22 protein-coding genes, 1 tRNA gene, 2 rRNA genes and 2 riboswitches are annotated in these 24,954 nt (G+C 50.2%); of the genes, 10 read left to right on the forward strand and 15 right to left on the reverse strand.

Going from position 1 to position 24,954, the window contains the following annotated elements:
* Positions 1–52 precede the first annotated feature (52 nt).
* The 6 genes from MKX70_RS05265 (at position 53) to MKX70_RS05290 (ending at position 5,997) form a co-directional block, all read left to right on the forward strand.
* Complete coding sequence (locus MKX70_RS05265) at positions 53–2,068, forward strand: M1 family metallopeptidase (RefSeq protein ID WP_042132719.1); 2,016 nt, start codon at positions 53–55, stop codon at positions 2,066–2,068.
* A gap of 44 nt (positions 2,069–2,112) precedes the next feature.
* Positions 2,113–2,910, forward strand: a complete 798-nt coding sequence (locus MKX70_RS05270) for a hypothetical protein (RefSeq protein WP_340839646.1) — start codon at positions 2,113–2,115, stop codon at positions 2,908–2,910.
* 217 nt (positions 2,911–3,127) lie between these two features.
* A riboswitch (cyclic di-AMP (ydaO/yuaA leader) is annotated at positions 3,128–3,266 on the forward strand.
* 57 nt (positions 3,267–3,323) lie between these two features.
* Positions 3,324–3,752: a C40 family peptidase gene (locus MKX70_RS05275; protein ID WP_042140612.1), complete on the forward strand. Its 429-nt coding sequence runs from the start codon at positions 3,324–3,326 to the stop codon at positions 3,750–3,752.
* Between the two features lie 387 nt (positions 3,753–4,139).
* A riboswitch (cyclic di-AMP (ydaO/yuaA leader) is annotated at positions 4,140–4,283 on the forward strand.
* Between the two features lie 5 nt (positions 4,284–4,288).
* Positions 4,289–4,780 (forward strand): C40 family peptidase, encoded by a 492-nt coding sequence (locus tag MKX70_RS05280; protein ID WP_042231491.1) that lies wholly within the window; start codon positions 4,289–4,291, stop codon positions 4,778–4,780.
* Positions 4,781–5,028: 248 nt separating this feature from the next.
* Complete coding sequence (locus tag MKX70_RS05285) at positions 5,029–5,514, forward strand: GNAT family N-acetyltransferase (RefSeq protein ID WP_042231489.1); 486 nt, start codon at positions 5,029–5,031, stop codon at positions 5,512–5,514.
* Between the two features lie 126 nt (positions 5,515–5,640).
* Entirely contained in the window at positions 5,641–5,997 is a 357-nt protein-coding gene (locus MKX70_RS05290; RefSeq protein WP_042241255.1) for a c-type cytochrome, read from the forward strand.
* Positions 5,998–6,102: 105 nt separating this feature from the next.
* Here MKX70_RS05290 and MKX70_RS05295 read toward each other — a convergent pair whose 3' ends face one another.
* Positions 6,103–6,378 carry a 4a-hydroxytetrahydrobiopterin dehydratase gene (locus MKX70_RS05295; protein ID WP_042231486.1) on the reverse strand — a complete coding sequence of 92 codons (276 nt, stop codon included), beginning with the start codon at positions 6,376–6,378 and terminating at the stop codon, positions 6,103–6,105.
* Positions 6,379–6,590: 212 nt separating this feature from the next.
* On the reverse strand, positions 6,591–6,884 hold the full coding sequence (locus tag MKX70_RS05300; protein ID WP_042231484.1) for a hypothetical protein: 294 nt from the start codon (positions 6,882–6,884) through the stop codon (positions 6,591–6,593).
* Between the two features lie 205 nt (positions 6,885–7,089).
* Here MKX70_RS05300 and motA point away from each other — a divergent pair, with 205 nt between their 5' ends.
* A complete protein-coding gene (gene motA / locus MKX70_RS05305) occupies positions 7,090–7,890 on the forward strand; it encodes a flagellar motor stator protein MotA (RefSeq protein WP_039303855.1) in 801 nt (266 codons plus the stop codon).
* On the forward strand, positions 7,874–8,692 hold the full coding sequence (gene motB / locus MKX70_RS05310; RefSeq protein ID WP_042231482.1) for a flagellar motor protein MotB: 819 nt from the start codon (positions 7,874–7,876) through the stop codon (positions 8,690–8,692). Before motA ends, motB begins: the two co-directional genes overlap by 17 nt.
* A 99-nt stretch (positions 8,693–8,791) precedes the next feature.
* Here the strand turns inward: motB and rluF are convergent, their stop codons facing one another.
* Complete coding sequence (gene rluF / locus MKX70_RS05315; protein WP_042132713.1) at positions 8,792–9,493, reverse strand: 23S rRNA pseudouridine(2604) synthase RluF; 702 nt, start codon at positions 9,491–9,493, stop codon at positions 8,792–8,794.
* A 5-nt stretch (positions 9,494–9,498) separates the two neighbouring features.
* Complete coding sequence (locus MKX70_RS05320) at positions 9,499–11,811, reverse strand: ATP-binding protein (protein ID WP_042231479.1); 2,313 nt, start codon at positions 11,809–11,811, stop codon at positions 9,499–9,501.
* 308 nt (positions 11,812–12,119) lie between these two features.
* On the opposite strand from MKX70_RS05320, the gene tadA reads away from it, so the two are divergent.
* Together tadA and MKX70_RS05330 are read left to right on the forward strand one after the other, a co-directional pair.
* Positions 12,120–12,623, forward strand: coding sequence for a tRNA adenosine(34) deaminase TadA (tadA, locus tag MKX70_RS05325; RefSeq protein ID WP_268794628.1), 504 nt, complete (start codon positions 12,120–12,122; stop codon positions 12,621–12,623).
* 47 nt (positions 12,624–12,670) lie between these two features.
* Positions 12,671–13,237, forward strand: a complete 567-nt coding sequence (locus MKX70_RS05330; protein ID WP_340781415.1) for a GNAT family N-acetyltransferase — start codon at positions 12,671–12,673, stop codon at positions 13,235–13,237.
* 92 nt (positions 13,238–13,329) lie between these two features.
* Here the strand turns inward: MKX70_RS05330 and MKX70_RS05335 are convergent, their stop codons facing one another.
* The 11 genes from MKX70_RS05335 to MKX70_RS05385 form a co-directional block, all read right to left on the reverse strand.
* Entirely contained in the window at positions 13,330–14,418 is a 1,089-nt protein-coding gene (locus MKX70_RS05335; protein WP_042132709.1) for a DUF6612 family protein, read from the reverse strand.
* 103 nt (positions 14,419–14,521) lie between these two features.
* Entirely contained in the window at positions 14,522–14,674 is a 153-nt protein-coding gene (locus MKX70_RS05340) for a small acid-soluble spore protein P (RefSeq protein ID WP_042132708.1), read from the reverse strand.
* Between the two features lie 12 nt (positions 14,675–14,686).
* Positions 14,687–15,028: a hypothetical protein gene (locus MKX70_RS05345; RefSeq protein ID WP_042231474.1), complete on the reverse strand. Its 342-nt coding sequence runs from the start codon at positions 15,026–15,028 to the stop codon at positions 14,687–14,689.
* 158 nt (positions 15,029–15,186) lie between these two features.
* A tRNA-Ser gene (locus MKX70_RS05350) sits at positions 15,187–15,275 on the reverse strand.
* Between the two features lie 65 nt (positions 15,276–15,340).
* Positions 15,341–16,630: a serine--tRNA ligase gene (gene serS / locus MKX70_RS05355; RefSeq protein WP_042231473.1), complete on the reverse strand. Its 1,290-nt coding sequence runs from the start codon at positions 16,628–16,630 to the stop codon at positions 15,341–15,343.
* A gap of 89 nt (positions 16,631–16,719) precedes the next feature.
* Entirely contained in the window at positions 16,720–17,304 is a 585-nt protein-coding gene (gene pdxT, locus MKX70_RS05360; RefSeq protein ID WP_042231471.1) for a pyridoxal 5'-phosphate synthase glutaminase subunit PdxT, read from the reverse strand.
* A gap of 18 nt (positions 17,305–17,322) precedes the next feature.
* On the reverse strand, positions 17,323–18,204 hold the full coding sequence (gene pdxS / locus MKX70_RS05365; protein ID WP_042231469.1) for a pyridoxal 5'-phosphate synthase lyase subunit PdxS: 882 nt from the start codon (positions 18,202–18,204) through the stop codon (positions 17,323–17,325).
* A 118-nt stretch (positions 18,205–18,322) separates the two neighbouring features.
* Positions 18,323–19,681 (reverse strand): D-alanyl-D-alanine carboxypeptidase family protein, encoded by a 1,359-nt coding sequence (locus tag MKX70_RS05370; RefSeq protein WP_042241254.1) that lies wholly within the window; start codon positions 19,679–19,681, stop codon positions 18,323–18,325.
* A 167-nt stretch (positions 19,682–19,848) separates the two neighbouring features.
* Positions 19,849–21,306, reverse strand: a complete 1,458-nt coding sequence (gene guaB, locus MKX70_RS05375) for an IMP dehydrogenase (protein ID WP_042241251.1) — start codon at positions 21,304–21,306, stop codon at positions 19,849–19,851.
* 388 nt (positions 21,307–21,694) lie between these two features.
* A 5S ribosomal RNA gene (gene rrf / locus MKX70_RS05380) occupies positions 21,695–21,811 on the reverse strand.
* 127 nt (positions 21,812–21,938) lie between these two features.
* Positions 21,939–24,867, reverse strand: a 23S ribosomal RNA gene (locus MKX70_RS05385).
* Positions 24,868–24,954: the final 87 nt, after the last annotated feature.

A 24,954-nucleotide genomic window follows, 5' to 3' on the forward strand; every position in this document is an offset into this window, starting at 1 on the left:
CGATTGCAAACATATACATCCCGTAGATGCTTGTCACGGGAGGAATCACAGTATGAAGCCACATTCATTAAGGTATACCCTCATCTTCGCAGCTCTGGCTGTTCTCACCTTGCTTGGAGGCGGAATATGGTTTCTTTCAGGGCACAGCCCTGCCGTATGGACTGCCTCTGCCCCAAAAGAGGCCAAGTCCCCCGCCGTCCTGCCGCAGCAGCAAATTGTGCAGTCCACTCTTCCGGAGATTACTCCGCCTCCGGTGTCGGAGGTTTTAAGCCAGCGTGTGGTGGAATACCACATGGATGTTCAACTGCTGGCCGATACGGGAACCTTAGCAGCTTCCGAAACGGTGACCTGGATCCATCCGGGCAAAAAACCGGTCCAAGAGCTCTATTTTCACCTTTACCCCAATGCATTCGCTTCCGGCAATACAACCTTTATGAAGGAATCCGGAGGAACGCTCCGGGGCGACTCCATGCCTGCGGGCGGATACGGCAGCCTGACGCTGACGGATCTGCGGACCTCCGAGGGGATTTCGCTAATGCAGCGCACCCAGTATGTGCAGCCTGACGACGGCAATGTGAATGACAAGACCCTGCTTAAGGTCCACCTGCCCCAGCCGGTAAACGGTGGTGAGAGCGTAACACTCAAACTCCAGTTTGAGGTCAAGCTGCCGAAAATATTCGCCCGTATGGGAACCGCCGGCAACTTCGTCATGGCCGGCCAGTGGTTTCCCAAGCTCAGCGTCTACGAGCCCGCTGGCACAAGGGGAGTACAGGAGGAAGGCTGGAATCTGCATCAGTACCATGGCACATCTGAGTTCTACAGTGACTTCGGTATTTACAATGTAACCATCTCCGTCCCGTCCGATTACAAGGTTGCCGCCACCGGATTTCCGGTGAAGAACGCGCGGCTGGTACAGGACCGCAAAATCTATCAGTTCTACGCAGATGATGTTCATGACTTCGCCTGGGCGGCATCGCCGGATTTTGTGGTTGCCGAGAAGGCCTTCTCCGCGCCGCAGGTGCCCGGAGTAAAGATCAAGCTCTATCTGGACCCGCTGCATAAGGATCTTCAGGAGCGCTACTTCCAGGCCGCAGAGGCTGCCCTGACCGCCTTCAGCAAATGGTATGGCCCGTATCCTTACTCCACCTTATCCATTGTAGTCCCGCCTGAATCTGGCAATGGGGCCGGGGGGATGGAATATCCGACGCTGATCACTGCCTTCGGTGCTGCCGAGGCATCGCCCGGCACTTCGCTTGAACGGACCGTGATCCATGAGATCGGTCACCAGTATTTCTATGGCATGGTCGCCAGCAATGAATTCGAGGAGGCGTGGCTGGACGAGAGCTTCACCTCATATGCCGAAGACCGGCTGATGGAGCAGGAATATGGCGTTGCCTCAAGCCTCCCGCTGCAGTCCAGTCTGGTCTCCTCCTCGCAGCCGCTCAATCTGGAGACGTGGAAATACACCGGAGATGATGCCTACACACGCAATGTCTATATCCGGGGCAAGCTGGTGCTCCGTGACATCGAACGGTTAGCAGGAGCCAAGAACATGGATGCCATTCTCGCTGCCTATGCCCGTAAATACCGCTTCAAGCATCCCTCGACCGCTGACTTCCAGAAGATTGTGGAGAAAGTGACCAAGCAATCCTGGCAGACTTATTTTGACCAGTACGTCTACAGCGGCGGAGCCCCTGATTTTGCAGTAGACGACATCAGGCTCACAGCTAAACGGGACGGCGGCAACGGAGCAGGCATTCAATATGATGCTGTAGTTGAGGTAAGTAACAAGGGCAGCCATTATGGGGATGTCCCTGTAAAATTTATTTTCTCGGACGGGTACTCGGTTCAGCAATACTGGAACGGCGAAGGGAAGACAACATCGTTTGAATTATCGTATAAAGCACCTCTGGTCTCCGCCGAGATTGATCCGGGACATTCCATACTGCTGGAGAGCAAGCATCTCAATAATTTCAGAATGGCGGAGCTTGAGCACAATACTCTTTCCCGCTGGACGCTCAGTGCGACGACACTGCTTGAAACCCTGCTCGGAACTCTTGTCTGGTGAGGTGAAGGATTGTGAAAATTTCGATAACCCGCGGTTGGCACAGCATGAAAGAGCAATTTTATATCCTGATTCTGCTATTTATCTACCGGCTGTTCTGGGGCTACTTCATGTACAAATTCATTAAAAGCGCCGTCGTTCCGGTACTGCTGCGCTATCCGGATGCGAATGCCGGCGGCAGTAGCATAGGCAGGCTGCTGTATTATATTGAGGGGCAGGCTGCGTTGCACACGGACCCGGACGTCCGGCAATGGCTATGGCTGCTCTTGGCACTGACTGTGTTGCGGCTGCTGCTCTCCCCCTTTATCCGGGCGGGCCTGCTGCACGAGCTTCACCAGGAACGTGCCGGGGAGCGCGGACTGTTCTTTTTTCCCGGGATGAAGCGTTATGGTCTGCCTGTACTGCTGTTCAGTCTCGTTGAATGGGCGCTGGCCCTTCTGCCGCTCTATTGGCTGTTGCCGAAGATGTACCGTCTGCTTCTGAACGGCATTCTCGATTATCCGCTGCTGCTGACGCTCGTGCCTTATGTGCTGGGCTGGCTCGTCTACCTCTTCCTTATCCGCAAGCTGCTGCTGTATATGCAGTTCGGTTATACCGCCGGCACGGGCATGTTCACTTCGCTGCTGATCTGTCTGAAAGTCCTTCTGCACTCCATCGGGATATCTGTCATTTTGGGCGCAGGAAGTCTGGTGATGCTGATCCTCTGCGGCGCTGCAGCGCTCTTCTTTCCGGGTCTCCCGGCCCTGCTCCTGCGCCAGGCTGCCCCTCTGCCATCCACTCTATTCAAAATGTGGGGCATAGCCGCGCAGTATCATCTCTGGTCCAGTAAATCATTCCCACAATAATCGGCCGCCAAAACGGCATACTAAAAGAGTCATCGCCCCTCTGGTGAGGTGCATGACTCTTTTTTGTTTACAGCTGCGACAAGTGCATTTGCAAAACTGTAAATCCTTTGGTACAATGATGCCTGTACTACTAGTAACAAATTTGTAATCTTTCAAATGGAATTATGCAGCTATGTAACCGAAGCCATTAACCTTATGTCGATATGTCACTATTCTGGTGCACAAAACGCCGAATTCCCAGCACCGGGGAGTGGGGGAACCATATTTTGGGTGAATTGATCTCGCTTTAGAGGGGTCATAGGGGAACCTTCTACCGAATCCTTAAGCTAACCTCGCAGGCCTTGGAAGGAGTACATCTTTTGAGAAGTCAGAACTTTAAGAAGAAATGCACCGCAGCAGCGCTAGGTCTTGTGATGGTATTTACACTCGGAGCGGGCAGCGCTTTCGCAGATTCCAAAATGGATACTGTGATCTCAAAAACCATTGGAACGTCATATAAAACCGGGGGCACCAGCACCAGCGGCTTTGATTGTTCCGGATTCACCAAATACGTATTCAAGAGTATCGGCCTGACCTTGCCGCGCACCTCTAAGGCACAGTACAGCGTTGGAACAGCCGTATCCAAGAGTAATTTGCGTTCCGGTGATTTGGTATTCTTCAATACCCTGGGCAACGGAGTTTCCCATGTCGGTATTTATGTTGGCAATGGAAAATTCGCACAATCCTCCACTTCGCGTGGTGTAACCATCAGTTCGCTGAGTCAGGCATACTGGGCCAACCGCTACGTTGGCGCTAAAAGAGTAATGAGCACAACAGCCTACCAAGCTGTCGCTTACGATTGAACCCTTGAACATTTCCTCGAATATTTGTACCTCTAACATCTAAATGTAACTTATACGAGCCCGGTTTTGATTATTGCCGTAATCATTTCCGGGTTTTTCCTTTTCCTTATTCTACCTTTTACACTCATCTGCAGGCCCTGAAACACCTTTTTATCCCAAATCCAAAGAAAATTCATCAACAGCTCACCCGCTGCGTTAAATATGAGTCTTTCTATGCAGCTATAACTCTAAAAAACGCAAAAAAAATGCATTAATATGTTATAAGTGATTGCCAAGCGCCCTAGTCTTTGCTACAATTATCGCAGTGAGCTTTTAGTAACATTTTTGTAATTATTGAATCGCTTTTAACAAAGGTTTTGTCATGTATTGAATAACAGCTAATCCTAATCAACAGTCGTGCCGAGTTCCCTAAAGATTTAGGGAAACGGGGGAACCAACTTTGGGTGAATTGACCTCCTATTCTAAGAGGGGTCATAGGGGACCTTCAACCGAACCCTTAAGCTAACCTCGTAGGCATTTGGAAGGGGTATTTACTTTTGAAGAAGAAGCTAGCAGCCGCAGTACTAAGCTTTTCCATCATCTTCACCATTGGAGCAGGAAGCGCTTTCGCGGATTCCAAAATGGATAAAGTTATCGACAAAGCCATCGGGACCAAATACGTATCCGGCGGTGTATCCACGAACGGTTTTGATTGCTCCGGATTTACAATGTATGTTTTTGATAAGATCGGAATTAACCTGCCCCACCAATCCGGCTCCCAATATCAGATGGGCACTGCTATATCCCGTGATGAGATGAGACCGGGCGATCTTGTATTCTTCAATACAAGCGGCAAAGGCGTTTCCCATGTCGGTATTTATGTTGGTGACGGTGAGTTCGCACATGCTTCTTCCTCGCGTGGTGTAACCATCAGTTCGCTGAGTGACAGCTACTACGTCAACCGCTACGTTGGCGCCAAACGGATTATGAGTACAGATGCTTACAAGACTGTAGCTACTGATTCCGAAGACAATGACGATGTGCAATAATTTGTCCTAAATATAAGCGCTTTTCCAGGATTTTTGCCGAAATCTTGGAGGAGGGCTTATTTTTTTGTCTATAAAATTACTTACCCCGCTCTATATTTGTAAAACATCAATTCGGCCCTTTCCTAAAATATTTTTTGGCGTTTGTCAAGTTCCGGTCTATCTGCAAGGTTTTTGCGTCGTATCCTGCTCATTTTGTATATAATATTTATAGAATGAAGTAATGTTCCCTTGAAAGGTGGCCTCCGCTTATGATAAGTTCTCCGGTATCTTTTTATGTTGTTGCTATGGAGTCGCGGCATGGCGCTGAGATCTGTGAGTGGAACTATAGGCCCCCGTATAATATTTACGGCTGGATGCCCTGGGAGCAGATGCAGGCGCTCGGTGTTGAATTCGGTGATCCGCAGCTGCGCAGCGAACAATACGTTTCCATCGTGAACGGACAGGGAATCCTATGCGGCTTCGCCCAGCTGTTCCCTATGGAGGGTGTAGTCCGGCTCGGAATCGGCATGCGGCCCGATCTGTGCGGTCATGGCATGGGACATCTCTTCATGAAGGCCATCGTTCAGGCGGCTCTGTTGCGTTATCCGGAACGGGAGATCGATTTGGAGGTACTGACCTGGAATCAGCGGGCCATCCGTGCTTACCAGAAATGCGGATTTACCATAACGGATACTTATGAACGAAGAACTCCATCTGGCGATAAACCATTTTATTGTATGGTCTATGAGAAATAGCATTCCACTTCTGTATGTATGCAAATTTCCCAGGAGTTTCGTTCATTTTTTTGACACAAATACTATGATAACGCTTCACCATCCGGTATAATGAAGGAAGCAGCTTACATGAAGGGACGGATGCAGATGCAGAAATGGATCATGAGCGGTTTGTTTTTTGCCGCCTGTGCCTTTGCCGTGGTCTTAATGTTTACCCTGCCCGGCAAAGCCGAGGTGGCTGAAGAGAACAAGCCTACAATGCCTGAGGTTGTGCTGGACGCAGCCAGCGCGGAGGCCCTGGTAAAAGCCAACTGCATCACCTGCCACGGGGATCAGCTTCAGGGCGGTGTAGGGCCGAACCTGCAGCAGGAGGGCGCTCAGCATGACGCGGCGCAGATTTACAGCATTGTGACCAAGGGACGCGGGCAGATGCCTTCTTTCAAAGACAAACTAGCCCCTGAGGAAATTGCGAATGTCGCTTTATGGCTGGCCGAGAAGAAATAATAACATGCCCAAAGCAAAATGCCCGCTGCAAAAGATACCTGGTATCCTTGCACGGGCATTTTTATGGATCAGGCAGTACTGTCATTTCCATAAGGATCCTGTCCTCTAACGGTTTTTCTCAAAAGCCTCGTTAATTTCATTGGCCTGGCGGATATCCAGCTTCTGCACATCTGCAGGCAGACGCACGATAACGGTCTTGTAATCAATGGTGATATGCGGGTGATGGTCGAACGCTTCCGAGATCGCAGCAACCTCATCTACAAAGGCAATTCCCTTCATATATTCATTGAACATATATTTGCGTACCATAATATCCTCTTCCAATTTCCAGCCTTCCAGCTTGCCGATCTGCTCCCGCAGTTCTTCCTCTGTAAATGGCAATTTGTTTCCTCCCTTGCTTAATTAGCTACATCACAGCAGTCCTGTCTTTTAAATAAAACATCCCTCAGCTTCTTAAAGTCCAAGGGATGTGCCGGGCCAAAGATTTTTTTCGATTAAATGTATTCTTAAATCCCGGCCAATAGTACTTCTTATCCCAATTTTAACATGGGCAGATGCCTGGGGACAAACTCCGCTCCGCGGCTGCCTCCAGGCTACACCAGAACGACCGACGCCAAATCCTCGTCGCCGAGCAGAATATTGATCCGGTGCGTTTCTTTATCGTACATTACAACACCGCTTCCGACCTTAATCACCGGCTCATTGCCCAGTGCGTAGAACAGATCCTCCGCAAGCGCCTCCCATACCTCCAGCTTCGACTCCTCCGGCAGGTTCTCCCACTCCTCTGGCTCCATTTCGAAAAAAATATACCCGTCGGAAATCCGTCCGACTGCGCTTGTCAGCTCAACCAGAATTTCACTGTAATCTCTGCCATGCTTTACTCCCACGTCAATCACTCCGTTTTCTTCGCTGATGAATAATTACTTACCTTATCCATTATAGCCGAAAAAATCACTTCACAAAAAAGGGAATGCTGTCGATAAATAAGAATATACGTGATTTGGTTACGTGCAGAGTGTCCTCCCGCGGTTCAAGGATGATAAACGCGGTATAGTCGGATCACTTCTTAATTCTCATGGACGAGGTGCATAAATGGAAATTTCAACAATACTAGGACTGGTTTTTGGTCTGATCGCAGTAGTCTGGGGGATGGTACTCAAGCATGCTCCGCTTGAAAGCTTGAACAATCCCGCCGCCTATGTAATTATCTTTCTTGGTACGGCCGCCTCAATCTTCATGGCCTTTCCTATGTCGGAAGTCAAGAATTTCCCTAAGCTGCTAAAGATCCTATTTGTGAAGAAAAAGATGGTCGGCAAGCCCGAACTGATTACAATGTTCATGGAATGGGCATCGATCACCCGCCGTGAAGGTCTGCTTGCGCTGGAATCCAATGTTGATGAAATTGAAGATAATTTCCTAAGAAACGGTATGCGGATGATTATCGACGGCAATGACCAGGAATTTGTCCGCGATGTATTAATGGAAGATATTCACGCTACAGAAGATAGACATAAAGCCGGCGCCTTAATCTTCTCCCAAGCCGGGATGTACGCCCCTACACTGGGGGTGCTCGGGGCTGTTATCGGGCTGATTGCCGCCTTGGGGGATATGAGCAACATGGACGTCCTGGCCCACGCGATTGCCGGAGCCTTCATTGCTACTCTCCTGGGGATATTCACCGGTTACGTAATGTGGCATCCTATGGCCAACAAGTTAAAGCGAATTTCCAAACGCGAGATTGAAGTCCGCCTGATGATGGTAGAAGGTTTACTGTCCATTCAGTCCGGGGTCTCCACCATTGCTATCAATCAGAAGCTTTCCGTCTTCCTTACTCCGTCCGAACGGGCCAAGCTAAGTGAGAAGGAGGGCGCCTCCAATGAGCAAAAAGACTAGGCATGAGGAGCACGAAGAGCATGCCGATGAATCCTGGCTGCTGCCCTATTCCGATCTGATGACCCTACTGGTTGCTCTATTCCTGGTTATGTATGCTATGAGTGCTACGGACGCCCAGAAGTTTGAGCAAATGGCCCAAGCATTCAATTCAGCGCTTAGCGGCGGTGGCGGCGTACTGGAATTCCGCTCGGATTCACCTACGAGTACTCAATTAGACCAAGGTTCAAAAGATAAACTGAATAATGTTATAGATAAAAATACAGGCACCTCCGAGATCTCCAAACTTCGTGCCAAAGAACAGGAGGATCTGGAGAAGCTGAAGGAGCAATTCGATCAGTACATCAAGAATAACGGAATGACTGATCTGCTCAGTACGAAGCTGAATCAGTCCCAATTAATGATTACGATCAGCGACAACGCCTTATTTGCTTCGGGACAGGCTATAGTCAAAGATGACTCCCGCCAGCTGGCCAAGTCGATCTCGACGATGCTGCAGCAGTTTCCCGATTATGATATATTAGTGCAGGGACATACGGATAATATTCCTATCTCCAATAGCAGCTACTCCTCCAACTGGGATCTTAGTGTGGCCCGCGCCCTTCAATTCATGAAAATTCTGTTGCTTAACCCCAATCTGGACCCGGTCAAGTTCAGTCCGATCGGATACGGGGAATATCATCCCATCGCTGAGAATACGACTGCCGCCGGACGGGCCAAGAACCGTCGTGTAGAAGTTTCCGTTCTCCGCAAATACAAAGATGCAACAACAGAAACAACTGATGTTGCCGCTCCCGGTAAATAATGCGAACATTCATAGTACATCAAGCACAAAGAGCTGTTCCAAAGGCCATCATCAGCCTTCCGGAACAGCTCTTTATTTACTCACTTGATACGTTGCTCCTTATTGCAGCTCATAGTTCAGCATCGCCCCAAGCTCCTGCTTCTCCTGCGGTGACAGATCACGCCATTCCCCGGTCTGCAGGGCGCCCAGCCGGATGTTCATTACCCGGATGCGCTGCAGACGCCGCACTTCATAGCCAAACGCGCTGCACATGCGGCGGATCTGCCGGTTCTTGCCCTCGGTAAGAATAATCCGGAATACCCGCTCGCTGATCCGCGTTACCTCACAAGGTAGCGTTCTGCTGCCCAGAATCTTCACCCCGGTGGCCATACCTGTAAGGAAAGATTGCGTGACTGGCCTGTCCACGGTAACTACGTACTCCTTCTCATGTCTGCCTTCAGCACGCAATATTTTGTTCACAATATCCCCGTCATTCGTCAGCAGAATTAATCCCTCAGAATCCTTGTCGAGCCGGCCGATAGGGAAAATACGCTCTTCATGTCCAATGAAATCTACAATATTGCCCTGAATATGGCCTTCTGTTGTAGAAGTGATGCCTACCGGCTTATTAAGTGCGATGTAAACGATCCTGCTGCCTGTTTCCAGGCGTTTGCCGTCGATCAGCACCGTATCTCCGGCTTCTGCCTGACTGCCCAGCAGAGCGGTCTCACCGTTGATGGTGACTCTTCCCCCTTCCACCAGCTTGTCTGCTTCACGGCGCGAACAGTACCCTGTCTCACTGATGAACTTATTAATTCTCATATCTGTCATTCACTCCGTTCTATATACATGCCTGACGGAAGGTTATTCTCCCCGGCTTCAGGCAGCTTAATGGTCACCTGCGCCCCCCGTCCATACTCACTGCGGATCTCAAGACTGCCCTTATGGGCTTGTATAATACGCTGACTGACCATGAGTCCAAGCCCGGTCCCTGACTCTTTATTCGTGAAGAACGGCTCGCCCAGCTTAGGAAGCATATCCTCCGGAACCCCTCCGCCTTCATCAGAAACAATAATAACCACAGAATTATTCTGCTGCTGCTCCTCCAGGGTAATCGTCCCTCCGTCAGGCATAGCCTCAATCGCATTTTTGATTACATTAATGAATACCTGCTTCAGCTGATTCTCCTCACAGTGCACCATAGCCGGCATATCCGAGAAATACGTTACAAACTCTATGCCAAAAAGATGGGCTTGGCTATCCAGCAGAGAGATCACATCGCCGACAATATGCCGCAAATCCCTCAACTGAAAATGAACGGCCTGCGGCTTGGCCAGGATCAGGAACTCACTTACAATCAGATTGATCCGGTCCAGCTCCGAGAGCATAAGATCAATATGCAGCGGGACCAGAACCTTCTTCTCCTGCTGCAGCTGCAGGAACCCTCTCAAGGTGGTCAAGGGATTGCGGATCTCATGGGCAACTCCTGCTGCCAGCTGGCCGACCGTAGTCAGCTTCTCAGAGCGTCTGAGCAGCTCTTCAATCCGGTTGCGCTCAGTCATATCACGGGATACATGTACAAAAGACTGCGGCTGCCCTTCCTCATCCCGGATCACCGAGGTGCTCACACTGACTTCTACGATAGAACCGTCACGTTTCAGACGTACGGTCTCTACCGGTGGCAGAGACATTCCGTTCTTGAGTTGCCGCAAACGGACATCTTCCTGCTCCTGTACTGTAGCCGGCACCAGATATGGCGTCTTGACCAGCGCTTCCGCAGCACTCCATCCATAGAGCTCTTCAAAGGCTCTGTTCGTGCTGATAATCCGTCCATCCATATCCACCGTATGAATCGCATCGGAGGTGCCGTTAATCACCGATTCGAGATGCTCTTTAACCGCCCTATTCTCTTCCAGTGTCTGTCCCAGCCGGTCCGTATGCTGCAGCAAGTGGGAGGTCATCGCGTTGATCCGATGGGCCAGCTGTCCGAGTTCATCCCGGCTCTCTACATTTAATGGAGGCTCAAATTTGCCCTTGGCCACATCATTCACCTTAGCCAGTATATCCTGAATCGGCCGCGTGACGAAGCCGGCCATAATATAACTGGCCAGGAAAAAGATAATAAGCAGCAGCACGGACGTGGTGATATTATTGAACAGCTGCTCTTTAATTACGGATGAGATCAGCGAGTAATCCATAACCACAGTAATTACATAATCGTCGGCTCCCGGCTGTTTGATTGGAATGAAGCTCTTGAGCACTCTTTTGCCCAGAACCTCCGTATCCAGCGTTACCGGCTCACCCCCGTTGATCGCTTCCCGTATTGCAGCTTTATCCTGTGCAACGTTGCCGTACGTATACGTACCGTAATGAATAGGACGGTTGCGCAGCTTCACATTGATCGGGTCACTGCCATCGGGCAGCATGCTGGGCGATCCGAACGTTTTGGGATTAAAGCCTGTGATCTCCAGGATGCCGGGGTTCACAGCTTTGGAGTCCTGAATAATTTCGTCAGGTCCCATAATCTTGACGTAATCGCTTACGGCAGTACTGCGGATATAAGGATCTATGATATAGTTGCTGGTGCCATCATAATAGTAACCCCATTTATCAATGTACTCGGGATTTGAGGTTGAATATTCGAAAGGGCCGGACCAGAAATTATCCATCGTCTGCCCCTGGTCAACGGATACCCGCTGGCCTGCAAACAACTCCAAAAAAGCCACATACCAGTATCCCATGCCTTTGGTCGAGAGTCCGATCTCTGTGGGATCTGATGACTTGGCTACAACAATATCATTATCAGTCTTGACCAGAAGCGAGATATTAGACACGCCCAGCTTGATGGCCAAGGCCTGCAGCTCCCTATTGTCCACATTCTTGATATCCGGATCAAGCTCAAGCGAAGCCAGAATAGAGGTCATCCTCAGGTTCTGGGCAATTTTATGCTGCACATAGTTGGAACTATAACTGCTCTGCTCAACCGAAACAGCGATCTGCATGGCAGTTATCTTCATATTACTCAGACTTTCATTACGCAGATTATTCCGGACGGCATATAGATTAAGTGTAAGATTCAGCGTCAGGATTAAGAGTACCGAGCCGAAAATAATAGCCGATAATTTCGTTTTTATAGACAAGCGTATTGTTCACCTCTTACCGCTGGTAAATCCTAGCGGAGCATTCATAATTATCATACCTTTTGCCTCTCCATTTGAAAAGACATTTCAAACAGGGATAACCTGGGGAACATATTGAATTCTTCAGACACTTTCTCTACAATAAGTAGGAAACCATCCACAGGTTATGCACATATAAACATTTTGCTAAATCGCGATGTGTACAATTTTGTGCATAAGTCGGGCTTTATCCACAGAGTTGTCCACAATTTGTTAAGAACGAATATTTGTTCGTTGTACAAGGGGCTATTTTAGAAGGGAAGATGAACTTGAATACACGACTTGAAGAGTTGCCGCCTGACGAGCGGGCAATTCATGAATATTGGATGAACGAGGCAATAGGCGAAGCCCGCAAAGCAGAAGCACTGGGTGAAGTGCCGATCGGGGCAGTGGTTGTCCGTGAAGGTAAAATTATCGGGCGCGGCTACAATCTGCGTGAGACCACGCTCGATTCCACTGCCCATGCGGAGATGGTTGCCATCCGTGAAGCGAGTACGGCCCTTAATTCCTGGCGTCTGCTCGACTGCCAGCTCTACGTGACCCTGGAGCCCTGTCCCATGTGTGCAGGAGCCATGGTGCAGGCCAGAGTCCCGCTCACCGTGTATGGTACTCCTGATCCCAAGGCCGGCTGTGCAGGGACTCTGATGAACCTGCTGGAGGAATCGCGTTTTAACCACCGTACAGAGGTCATCCAGGGTGTGCTGCAGGAAGAATGCGCAGAGCTGCTGACTTCGTTCTTCCGCCGGCTGCGGCAAAGACCTGCCAAGCTCTAATGAAACGGATCAGATATATCATTCTATTGTGACCAGGAGGGCGATCCATGTCTTTTAAGCTGTACAATACCCCGAAGGGAATCTTTATCTCTTTATTGAAGCTCACGGATGCCGAAGCACTGCTTAACCTCCGTCACCGCAACCGCAAGGAGCACCAGCAGTTCGAACCCCTCCGTGACAATGACTACTTCACCCTGGAGAGCCAGCGGCAGCTGATTAACCAGCGCATCCTGGACGCCCGGCAGGATAGTGCTTATATGTTCGGCATCTATCTGCTCAGCGGCGAGCTGATTGGCCAGATTACCATTTCTAATGTGGTACGGGGTGTCGGACAATTTGCCGATATCGGATATTTTATTGATTATGAAATGCAGGGTAAAGGGTATACCAGCGCAGCGGTGCATCTGATCTTGGGCTATGCCTTCCGTTCCCTCGGCCTTCACAGGCTGCAGGCGGCCATCCTGCCTCATAATGACGGCTCCCGCAGAGTACTGGAGAAGAACGGATTTCAGGCTGAAGGGCTTGCCCGCCGCTTCATCAAAATCAACGGAGAATGGCAGGACCACCGCACTTACGCCATTCTGGCTGAAGATTTTCTTCCACAGGAGCAATAGCCTGATCTGCCGGAGCCGCCGGCAAGCAGCACAAAAATCCCGTATGAGCGGAGGTTCGCTTATACGGGATTTCTGTGTTGCTGCAGTATTTATTAATAAGTGCCTGTGGCTCCGAACTGCTGCTGCAGCTCTTCCAGGGTAATCACATCTTCGCCTTGCGGAATTCCGATCTGGAAGGTTTGTTTCTCATTGATCTTGCTGTATTGATTGCTAGCGGTCATAGATAGAGCGACATTCTCACCTTGTTCAGGATCATTCACTTTGATATCCATTAGCATATCCTGATACACCGGGAAGTTATCGTCATTGATCGCCGTGTTAAGATGGAACTGGTTAATCGTGAGATGCGTATTCAGCTCAGCCAGATCCTTATCGAATTCAGCACGTGCTTCACTGGACTGCAGCTCTTCCTTCGCTTTAGCCAAGTCGGCAGCATCGATCTTCAGCAGTTCCTTGTATTCATCCTTGCCGAGAATATCGATGATCTTAGGCAGCGCATTGTTCACCAGGATGGTGAGCGCCTCTTTGACATTATCATTCGTTACCTGGAACTGGACAACCTGTTTGGCTTCAACCCCTTCAGGCAGGCCGGCTTCCTTAGGTTTGATTTCGTTAAAGTACTTCTCTTCGTCATACTCACCCAGTAATGTGTTCATCACTTCATTAGACAGCTTCTGCACTTTCTGCGTGTCCATAGCCGAAGGGTTGAATTCAGCCCCCTCCTGCTCGGCCAGTTCCTTCAGATCCACTTCAACAAATTTACCTACGATTGTCTCGGGAAGCGGCAGGAACGGAATGGACGGCACTTTGACATACAGCTTCTCTGCTGTCATTACCATCGGAACCGTGAAGGACATCGCCATATCCCCCTTCAGATTCAGAACCATTGTAAGCTCTGTCTGCATCGGCTCTGCCTGGTAGACTCCATCAACTGTAAGCTCAGCATTCTTAAGCATGCTGAGAATCTGACCCGTTGTAGCATCAGCTTCGCTTGTACCTGTGTCGATCGTCAGGTCATTAACGGTAAGCTTCGTCTTCATTTCATACGATGTCATCGCCGCAACTTTATTTGCAGCAGCGGACAATGCCTCTTTCGGAGCCTCTTTCTTTGCACACCCCGGCAGAATTACTGCGGCGGTGAGCAGCAATGCGGCAGCGGATAACCCCCATTTTTTATTCATTATTGTTCTCCTCTCCCATGTGAAAAATTCTTTCCCCTCCCTAATGATAAACCATTTGGCAAATATGAGAAACATTTCTCTCCATTTTCATCTCCGGCTAGGGTCAGCCCTGAGGATTATTATGGTCAACGTGGTTAGCCTGTTTTACCTTTTTTGAACCGGACAACGGCTCAGGACCTGATGAATGATGTTCCTTGCGCGGTCCCTGATTATCCTGCTGTACACCGGGTACCGGCATGCTTTTTGGTTTGCTCACTTTGTTCACCTCCTATGGATTGGTTAAGCCCTGAAGCGCCTGCGCGCATTCATGAATCTGCCTTGTATACTGCTGCGCCAAAAGCTGTACGGCATCCGTACGTTCGTCCGCCACGCGCCCATCCTGCTCGGCATCGAGCAGATCCACAGCAACCTCGCGGCTATCCACATAGGTGCAGCGGAAATCGAGGGAATACCCTTGACGCCCGGATGCATTGAAATGAATAAGCAGACTGTTCTGGTCCGCCGCATCCCCCTGCACACTGAAGCTGTCCCCATCCTCCATCAGTGCAGGCAGGCGCTCCTGCCAGGCAGACACCAGATTCTGCTGATCTACTTGTAATTGTCGGTCCATCTTTATGATCATCCTCCTTCTCTAATACATTGCCGAGAAAGAGAGCTTTTTATTCTCTTTGGAACAGGTTCCATCCAAAAGAATCCTCTGAGTACAACAAAAAACCGTCCCCCATAAGGAGAACGGCTTCTATCTGCAAATCTTTGAGTGTAAAGGAATGGCGGAGAGGATGGGATTCGAACCCATGTGGGCTTGCACCCTAACGGTTTTCAAGACCGCCCCGTTATGACCGCTTCGGTACCTCTCCAATGCATCTAAATTTCACATGCATTAGGAATTATAACACACCCAACAAATAATATGCAACTATAATTATTGAGCAGTTTGTGCGCTTATGGATTTCACGTTACGCATATACGGCTGCAGGCATTCCGGAATCAGAACACTGCCGTCTTCCTGCTGGTAATTCTCCAGAATAGCCGCTACCGTACGGCCTACGGCCAGCGCAGAACCATTCAGCGTATGCACGAATTCCGGCTTGGACTTGGGCTCTTTGCGGAAGCGGATATTGGCCCGGCGGGCCTGGAAATCCTCGGTGTTGGAGCAGGAGGAAATTTCGCGGTACATTCCGCTCTCCGGCAGCCACACCTCCAGGTCATACGTCTTCGCCGATGTGAAGCCCATATCTGCCGTACACAGCAGCAGGACGCGGTAAGGCAGTCCCAGGAGCTGTAGGACGCGTTCAGCATCGGCTGTCATCTTCTCCAGCTCCTCATAGGAGGTCTCCGGACTGGCAAGCTTCACAAGCTCCACCTTATTGAACTGATGCTGGCGGATCAGACCGCGGGTATCACGCCCCGCAGATCCGGCCTCCGAACGGAAGCAAGAGCTGTAGGCTACATGGTACTTCGGCAGATCACCAGCCGTCAGAATCTCTTCACGGTAGTAGTTCGTTACAGGCACTTCTGCTGTAGGGATCAGATAATATTCTGTATCACGCAGCTTGAACAAATCCTCTTCGAACTTCGGCAGCTGTCCTGTTCCATACAGGCTGTCCTTGTTGACAATGTACGGCGGCAGCATCTCTTCATAGTTATGCTCTCCGCTGTGCAGATCCATCATGAAGTTGATTAACGCGCGCTCCAGTCTTGCTCCCAGCCCTTTGTAGAAGGCGAACCGGGAACCCGTAACCTTGGCTGCCGCTTCAAAATCAATGATATCCAGCTGCTGCGCCAGCTCCCAGTGTGATTTCGGAGTGAATCCGAACTCTCTAGGCTCCGACCAGCGGCGTACTTCAACATTGTCCTCCTCGGACTTACCAACCGGCACCGATTCATGCGGGATGTTCGGAATGCTCATGGTTAATTCATCAATCTTAGCTTCGAGCTCTCGTACTTCATCGTCCAGCTCTTTGATCCGGTCGGACACCGTACGCATTTCTGCAATCAAATCATCCGCCGGTTCTCCATTTTTCTTCTTCTTGGCTACATCTCCGGATACGGTGTTCCGGCGGTTCTTAAGTCCCTCTGTTTCCTGAAGCAGCTCACGGCGGCGCAGATCAAGCTGCGGGAAGCTGGCAATCAAATCGAGCGACTTTCCTCTTTTAGTAAGGGCCTCTTCTACTCTGGCATAATCACTACGCAACACTTTAACATCTAACACAAAGTTTCCCTCCTGAAAACAGCCCAAACTCTTTCAAAATGCTGATTTGTTTACAGCTTTGAAAGAGTCAGGATGTTTTATATGCAGTTCTATTGATTGGCTGCGATACTGTCCTCTACCATGTCGGCAAAATATTGATGCAGCCTGTAATCATCAGTCAGTTCCGGGTGAAAAGAGGATACCAGCAGGTTGCCCTGACGTGCAGTTACAATCTCATCCTTATAGATGGTAAGCACATCGACATCCGGACCCACCTCGTTAATGAGCGGAGCACGGATAAATACCGCACGTACCGGCTCAGCAATCCCTTTAACCTCCAGATCACATTCAAAGCTTTCCCGCTGGCGGCCAAAGGCATTCCGGGAAACGGTAATATCCATCAGCTCCAGATGGCCGGGTTCGCCTCCGGCAATGTGCTTGGCCAGGACAATCATACCGGCGCATGTGCCAAAAATCGGCTTGCCTTGACCCGCAAACTCACGTATAGCTTCTATAAAGCCATATTTGCGCATCAGTTTGCCGATGGTCGTGCTCTCGCCGCCGGGAATAATTAGACCCTCTACCTCTTCCAACTGCTCTACACGCTTGATAGGCAGACCCTGCGCACCCGTCTTCTCAATACTGACGATATGCTCTGTTACAGCGCCCTGAAGCGCCAACACTCCTATTCTCATCCGGAAGCCTTCTCTCTATTAACGGCCGCGTTCCGACATACGTTCAGCCGGAGTCAAAGTGGCAATATCAATCCCCTTCATCGGGGCGCCAAGGTTCTTCGACACTTCAGCAATCAGCTTGTAGTCTGTAAAGTGGGTGGTCGCTTCTACAATGGCACGCGCGAATTTCTCAGGGTTGTCCGACTTGAAGATCCCCGAGCCGACGAACACGCCGTCAGCACCAAGATGCATCATGAGCGCAGCATCGGCAGGTGTAGCTACACCGCCGGCCGCGAAATTAACGACAGGCAGCTTACCAAGCTGGTGAACCTCCAGCAGCAGCTCATAAGGAACAGCCAGTGTCTTAGCTTCATTATAAAGCTCATCAAGCGAGAGGTTAGTCACTTTGCGGATTTGACTGTTTATGTAGCGCATGTGGCGGACGGCTTCAACGATATTGCCGGTTCCCGGCTCACCCTTAGTACGGATCATCGAAGCTCCTTCGTTAATCCGGCGCAGGGCTTCCCCAAGGTCCTTGGCTCCGCATACAAAAGGAACGGTGAATTCACGTTTATTGATATGGAACACTTCATCAGCCGGCGTGAGCACTTCGCTCTCATCCAGATAGTCAACACCGAGGGATTCAAGAACCTTGGCTTCTACATAATGGCCAATACGGGCTTTAGCCATAACAGGAATGCTCACTACCTTGATAACCTCTTCTACAATAGTAGGATCGGCCATACGTGCTACACCACCCGCTGCGCGGATATCGGAAGGTACACGTTCCAGAGCCATAACGGCTACTGCGCCCGCTGCCTCAGCAATTTTTGCCTGCTCTGCATTCATGACGTCCATAATGACGCCACCTTTTTGCATTTCTGCCATGCCTCTTTTAACTCGCGATGTTCCTGTTTCCATGTCTAAGCCTCCCGAATGATCTATCCTAATCTAACTTGTAATTTTACCGCAAGGCGGTGATATATACAACCTATTTACTGGGATTTTGTTGTATTGCTGGCATTAGGCTGCCTTGCAGTTAGAACAAGTTCTTAATTCCTGTAAACAGGTCGCCAAAAAACTCTCCGATTGCTCTCATCAGCAATTTGAACCAGCCAGCCTTCTCTGCTTCCTCAGCAGTAATCAGGTTAACCGTCTTCTCCTGAACCTGAGACATTCCTTCGATCTGGTAGCTATAAGTGACCTTACCTACTTTACTGGCTCCGGCAATCGGCGCGATCAAAGTTGCGGGGTCGTTCGTCACCACTGTAGTTTTGATCTGTGGAGAAACCGTACCCTTTGGTACCATGAACGTAACTCCAGCGTCGGTAACAACGGATACTTCCTTGTTCTTCCCTTTCAGTACAGGCACTGTTTCAGTTCCGGCAATGACTGCCTTAGGCGCTACAACCTGCTTAATCTCGAAGTTATTGAAGCCGAAATCAAGCACCTTCTTCGTTTCCGTGAAACGGTGTGCTTCTGAGTTGGCCCCCATGACTACGCTGATCAGACGCATGCCATCACGAACGGCCGTACCAGTGAAACAGTTGCCGGCATTGGTGGTATGTCCAGTCTTCAATCCGTCGAGACCCGGATAGGCATAGGCCTTGAAATTAGCAATATCTTTGTTGGCTTCCAGCATCCAGTTATAGTTAATCATCGGTTTCGCGTCACGTTCACGGAACTTGTAGGACTGAATTGTCGTGAACTCGGTGAAATCCGGATGGTCCGTTACAATAAACTTAGCGAGCAGGGCAGCATCCATAGCGGACATTAACGTTTCGCCTTCAGCCTCCGGACGGAATTTCTCCGGCATATCAGCGCGGTCAAGCCCTGTGGAGTTAATGAAGTGGGCGGTCTTCATCCCCATCTTCTTAGCGGTTTCGTTCATTAGGGTTACGAATTCCTGCTCAGAACCCGACACCAGTTCAGCCAAAGCTACCGTGGCATCATTGGCTGACCCGACGGCCATGGCTATGTAGAGTTCTTTGACGGTATGTTCATCGCCCTCGGCTAAGAAAATACGTGACCCGATCTGCTTCGACGCATTCTCCTGTACAACAACTTTCTCATCCCAGGATATCTGTCCGTTCTTCACCGCATCAGACACGAGATATTCTGTCATCATCTTCGTCATACTTGCCGGTGGCAATGGCTCGTCCGCATTCAAAGATAAGAGGATCTCTCCTGTGGTCGGCTCTATTAATACTGCAGACTTCAGATTAAGTCCGAGTGACTCCACGCTTGGAATCTTGGTTACTGCCGTTTTGGCAGGTGTTGCCGCTGTCGATGGAGCCGCAGCCTCTGTTGCAGCCGGTGTGCTTACCGCCTCTGCCATGGCAGACGCTGCCGGGAATGCTAGCATATTTAAAAGCAGACCTACTGTCGCTGTCTTCATCACAAGTTGCTTACTACTTAGTTTCCGCTTGTACTTCAATGATTACTACTCTCCTTTAATCCTCAGATCAGTGCTTGTTCTATTCTAACACAGGGGTATCTGCAAAAAAAGACAGACAGGACGAATTTAGTCCTGCCTGTCCGCAAAAATATGCGATTCTTCCCGGTTTACAGGGAATAGTTCGGCGCTTCTTTGGTAATCTGCACATCATGCGGGTGACTCTCACGAAGACCCGCGCCAGTGATACGGATAAATGAGGTATCATTGCGCAGTTCCTCTAATGTCTTCGTACCACAGTAACCCATACCTGAGCGCAATCCGCCGATCAGTTGATGAACGGTATCGGACAACGGCCCTTTAAAAGCAACCCGCCCCTCGATGCCTTCAGGAACGAGCTTCTTATCATCATCCTGGAAGTAACGGTCTTTACTGCCCTGCTTCATGGCGCTCATGCTGCCCATTCCGCGGTATACCTTGTATTTACGTCCCTGATAAATTTCCGACTCCCCAGGACTCTCTTCCGTACCGGCGAACAAGCTGCCCATCATCACTGCAGCAGCTCCGGCAGCAATTGCCTTAGTAATCTCTCCGGAGTACTTAATTCCCCCGTCAGCAATAACTGGAATCCCGTATTCGCGGGCAACCGTTGCACAATCATAGATTGCTGTAACCTGTGGAACGCCGATACCTGCAATTACACGGGTTGTACAAATCGACCCGGGTCCAATACCGACCTTGACCACGGATGCTCCGGCTTCAATCAATTCCCGGGTAGCTTCACCTGTAGCTACATTACCAGCCACAATAGTAAGATCAGGATACAATTCGCGCAGCTGGCGGACCGCGTCGATAATATTAATATGGTGTCCGTGTGCCGAATCCACTGTGATAAGGTCAACACCGGCTTTTACCAATGCCTCTGTGCGTTCTAATGTATCCTTAGAAATACCGATTGCAGCTCCAACAAGCAGACGGCCTTGAGCATCCTTGGCCCCGTTAGGGAACTGGATAGCTTTCTCTATATCTTTAATAGTAATGAGACCTTTAAGAATATTGTGCTCATCCACCAGCGGCAGCTTCTCAATCTTGTGACGTTGAAGGATGCCTTTCGCTTCCTGAAGCGTTGTACCTACAGCAGCGGTAACCAGATTCTCATGAGTCATAACTTCTTTGATCTGAATATTGAAATCGTGGATAAAACGCAAATCACGGTTAGTCAGAATACCAACAAGCTTACCGCCTTCATCTACGATAGGTACACCTGAAATGCGGTATTTCCCCATCAGAACTTCAGCATCGGATACCCAGTGGTCTGGCGTAAGTGAGAATGGATTGGTAATAACGCCGCTCTCGGAGCGCTTCACACGGTCCACCTCTTCCGCCTGCTGCTCCACGGACATATTCTTATGAATGATGCCGATCCCGCCCTCACGGGCAATAGCAATCGCCATAGCTGCTTCCGTGACTGTATCCATACCTGCACTCATCAAAGGGATGTTCAGCTTCACATTCTTGCTAAGTACAGTGGTTAAATCCACTTCCTTAGGCAGTACCTCGGATTTACGCGGAACCAGCAGCACATCATCAAAAGTGAATCCTTCTTTACCAAACTTATCTTCCCACACCTGGGTCATTCCTCCTCGAAATATTCTTTTCTCCACCTGCCTGCTAACTTATGAATAAAAAAACTCCTGCTTCAAGTCCATACCCGATAGACAGCGGTAAAGGCTTGGGAGTTATACATAATAGTGTCTTCAGTTAAGGTTTGAGATGCTTGTCCAAAAATATATTAGAGCTATCTTAGCAAAGGGCTTTTGGCCTGTCAAGAATATTACATCTTCTGATAAGGTATTAAGAAATCTTGCTCCGGGTAAGCGAATTCTTGGACTAAAGTCCGTGTACAGTGGACAGATTATATAATCATCCATAATTTAACACCGTAACGTCTATGCATTTTCCATGTATAAAAGTATACAAAAAAACCATTGTCGATTGCTCAACAATGGCTCATGTGCTTGGCGGCGTCCTACTCTCCCAGGACCCTTCGGTCCAAGTACCATCGGCGCTGGAGGGCTTAACGGTCGTGTTCGGGATGGGTACGCGTGGAACCCCTCCGCTATCGCCACCAAACATGCGTCTGTGAAACAGACGCTGCCGCTTGAAATTCGGTTCATCACGGATGTGTGAATGAATTTCATGGCGTACAGGCTTGATCGCCTGAAAACTGAATCCGAAACGAATCTGCGCTCTAAGAAATTTGGATAAGCCCTCGACCGATTAGTATTGGTCAGCTCCATGCATTGCTGCACTTCCACCTCCAACCTATCTACCTCGTCGTCTTCAAGGGGTCTTACTAGTTGGGAAATCTCATCTTGAGGGGGGCTTCACGCTTAGATGCTTTCAGCGCTTATCCCGTCCGTACGTAGCTACTCAGCCATGCTCCTGGCGGAACAACTGATGCACCAGCGGTACGTCCATCCCGGTCCTCTCGTACTAAGGACAGCTCCTCTCAAATTTCCTGCGCCCACGACAGATAGGGACCGAACTGTCTCACGACGTTCTGAACCCAGCTCGCGTACCGCTTTAATGGGCGAACAGCCCAACCCTTGGGACCTACTTCAGCCCCAGGATGCGATGAGCCGACATCGAGGTGCCAAACCTCCCCGTCGATGTGGACTCTTGGGGGAGATAAGCCTGTTATCCCCAGGGTAGCTTTTATCCGTTGAGCGATGGCCCTTCCATGCGGTACCACCGGATCACTAAGTCCGACTTTCGTCCCTGCTCGACTTGTAGGTCTCGCAGTCAAGCTCCCTTATGCCTTTGCACTCTGCGAATGATTTCCAACCATTCTGAGGGAACCTTTGAACGCCTCCGTTACTCTTTAGGAGGCGACCGCCCCAGTCAAACTGCCCGCCTGACACGGTCCCCGTACCCGCTTAGGGTACTAGGTTAGAACCTAGATACGATCAGGGTGGTATCCCAACGGCGCCTCCGCAGAAGCTTGCGCTCCTGCCTCAACGGCTCCCACCTATCCTGTACAGATCGTACCCAAATTCAATATCAAGCTGCAGTAAAGCTCCATGGGGTCTTTCCGTCTTGTCGCGGGTAACCTGCATCTTCACAGGTATTAAAATTTCACCGGATCTCTCGTTGAGACAGCGCCCAAGTCGTTACGCCATTCGTGCGGGTCAGAATTTACCTGACAAGGAATTTCGCTACCTTAGGACCGTTATAGTTACGGCCGCCGTTTACTGGGGCTTCGGTTCACAGCTTCGGGTTGCCCCTAACCACTCCCCTTAACCTTCCAGCACCGGGCAGGCGTCAGCCCGTATACTTCGCCTTGCGGCTTCGCACAGACCTGTGTTTTTGCTAAACAGTCGCTTGGGCCTTTTCACTGCGGCCCCCTCGGGCTATTCACCCTACCGAGGCACCTCTTCTCCCGAAGTTACGAGGTCATTTTGCCGAGTTCCTTAACGAGAGTTCTTCCGCGCGCCTTAGAATTCTCTTCTCGCCTACCTGTGTCGGTTTGCGGTACGGGCACCTTCTCCTGGCTAGAGGCTTTTCTTGGCAGTGTGAGATCATGACCTTCGCTACTACAATTTTCGCTCCCCATCACAGCCCAGCCTTATTGATGTGCGGATTTGCCTACACATCAGCCTCACTGCTTAGACGGACACATCCATCAGTCCGCGTCACTACCCTCCTGCGTCACCCCATCGCTCATAGCGGATTACGGTGGTACAGTAATTTCAAACTGTTGTCCTTCGACTACGCCTTTCGGCCTCGCCTTAGGTCCCGACTTACCCTGAGCGGACGAGCCTTCCTCAGGAAACCTTGGGCTTTCGGCGGATCAGATTCTCACTGATCTTTTCGTTACTCATACCGGCATTCTCACTTGTATGCTGTCCAGCGCTCCTTACGGTACACCTTCAACCCACATACAACGCTCCCCTACCCCAGATACAAAGTATCTAGCCATAGCTTCGGTGGTGTGTTTAGCCCCGTTACATTTTCGGCGCAGAGTCACTCGACCAGTGAGCTATTACGCACTCTTTCAATGGTGGCTGCTTCTAAGCCAACATCCTGGTTGTCTGTGCAACTCCACATCCTTTCCCACTTAACACACACTTGGGGACCTTAGCTGATGGTCTGGGCTGTTTCCCTTTTGACAATGGATCTTAGCACTCACTGTCTGACTCCCGGCAAGAAGTTAATGGCATTCGGAGTTTGACTGAGCTTGGTAACCCTTGCGGGCCCCGCACCCAATCAGTGCTCTACCTCCACCACTCCATTCACCGAGGCTAGCCCTAAAGCTATTTCGGGGAGAACCAGCTATCTCCGAGTTCGATTGGAATTTCTCCGCTACCCCCACCTCATCCCCGCATTTTTCAACATGCGTGGGTTCGGGCCTCCAGTGCGTGTTACCGCACCTTCACCCTGGACAGGGGTAGATCACACGGTTTCGGGTCTACGTCCACATACTCATTCGCCCTATTCAGACTCGCTTTCGCTGCGGCTCCGTCTTCTCGACTTAACCTTGCATGTTAAACGTAACTCGCCGGTTCATTCTACAAAAGGCACGCCATCACCCAGTAATAGGGCTCTGACTTTTTGTAAGCACACGGTTTCAGGTTCTATTTCACTCCCCTTCCGGGGTGCTTTTCACCTTTCCCTCACGGTACTGTTTCACTATCGGTCGCCAGGTAGTATTTAGCCTTAGCAGATGGTCCTGCTGGATTCATACGGGGTTTCACGTGCCCCGCACTACTCGGGATCCGTCTCGGAGAGAACACAGTTTAGGCTACAGGGCTTTTACCTCTATCGCGGGCCTTTCCAGACCTCTTCACCTACCATATTCCTTTGTAACTCCATGTGAGACGTCCCACAACCCCAAGAGGCAAGCCCCTTGGTTTAGGCTGTTCCGCGTTCGCTCGCCGCTACTGACGGAATCACTATTGTTTTCTCTTCCTCAGGGTACTTAGATGTTTCAGTTCCCCTGGTCTGCCTCTGCGTATCCTATGTATTCAGATACGAGTAACTGCGAATTACCACAGCTGGGTTTCCCCATTCGGACACCCCCGGATCAAAGCTTGCTTACAGCTCCCCGAGGCAGTTTCGTTGTTCGCCACGTCCTTCGTCGGCTCCTGGCGCCTAGGCATCCTCCGTGTGCTCTTATTAGCTTAACCAATCGCTCCGGTATTGGCTCATTCGCTCATCTTGTTTTAAACAGCGCTTCCGGATGAATCCGTCCGCTAGTCTGTTTAAAGCCAAAA

It is taken from the genome of Paenibacillus sp. FSL R7-0312 (genome assembly GCF_038004445.1).
Classification (GTDB): Bacteria; Bacillota; Bacilli; order Paenibacillales; family Paenibacillaceae; genus Paenibacillus_AQ.